The following is a 1,247-nucleotide window of genomic DNA, read 5'->3' on the forward strand; positions in this document are numbered from 1 at the left end:
GGCATACCCAGCTCAGCGACATCCATCAGCAGGCGACGGCCAATGTGCAGGCCTTCTTCAATCTTGAAGGAATCATTGAGGTGTGGGTCGTTAATCAGGCCTTTCCAGCCAATAGTGGTTCGTGGCTTTTCAAAATAGACGCGCATGACCAGATAGAGAGTATCGCTTAGCTCGTCTGCCAGTTTCTTCAGACGCCCGGCATAATCCATGGCAGCTTCAACATCGTGGATAGAGCAGGGACCTACCACTACAAACAGACGATGATCCTTGCCATCGAGAATGTTGCGGATAACTTCACGGCCTTCGGAAACGGTACGCTCAGCAGCTTCGCTCAAGGGAATTTCACTTTTCAGCTGCTCTGGAGTGACCAGTAAGTCCTGAGATTCAATGTTCAGGTTTTCAATTGGTAATATGGCCATTGATTGCGCTCTCAATTTTGATTGTTGCTCCCTCACGGGTTTGCGCCTGAGATTGCCTGCCCGGGTAAGGATAAGTCGGACTTGCAGGGATCAGCGACGGTCGTCCACTCTAATCAAGAACCATGGTTGCTACAACCCCATGAATAATAATTTTGCTTAATTTTAAGTCGTTGCAATTATTGTAGAATCTTGTTGGCTCATATCAGATAGTGAATACCCAGTACCAGCAGAATAATAGCAAGAATCATGCGCATGACTTTTTCTGGCAGGTACTTGCCAATTTTAGTGCCAAAATAAATGGCCGGTACAGAGCCGATCATCAGGCTTCCCAGGAGGTTAAAGTCCACATTGCCCAAGAGTGTATGACCGAGACCAGCGACAAGGGTCAGTGGTACTGCGTGGGCCAGTTCAGTGCCGACTACTCGCACAGGAACCAGTGTGGGGTATATCAGTAAGAGAATCGCTGTGCCAAGTGCCCCGGCTCCTACAGATGACAGAGTGACCAATACGCCAAGCACCATCCCCATTAACACTGTAAAGTATTTCAGCCTGTTTCCGGACAGGATTTTGCGGTTGTAAAACTGCAATTTGCTGAGTTTGTTGCTAAATATAAGCACCAGCGCTGTCAAAGTGAGCATAAAGCCAAGGCAGGTAGTAAGTATCGGGCTATAATGATCGCTTCCGGTGAAAAGATATTTCAACAGGAATACTGTAGCCAAAGTGGCTGGAATACTTCCCAGGCACAGGAGCTTTACGAGTTGCCAGTTAACACTTTTTTGTTGGTGATGAACCCAGACGCCGCTGACTTTGGTCAGGGCGGCATACAAC

The 1,247-nt window shown here is 48.0% G+C and carries 2 protein-coding genes; both read right to left on the minus strand.

Going from position 1 to position 1,247, the window contains the following annotated elements:
- The coding region (locus KDK19_RS14625) for a 3-deoxy-7-phosphoheptulonate synthase (RefSeq protein WP_257292250.1) at positions 1–419 on the minus strand (419 nt) is incomplete at its 3' end.
- Between the two features lie 197 nt (positions 420–616).
- On the minus strand, positions 617–1,247 hold a 631-nt coding region (locus KDK19_RS14630; RefSeq protein ID WP_257292251.1), incomplete at its 5' end, for a sulfite exporter TauE/SafE family protein.

Origin of the sequence: Endozoicomonas sp. ONNA1 (assembly GCF_024606325.1) — a bacterium.
Lineage (GTDB): Bacteria > Pseudomonadota > Gammaproteobacteria > Pseudomonadales > Endozoicomonadaceae > Endozoicomonas_A.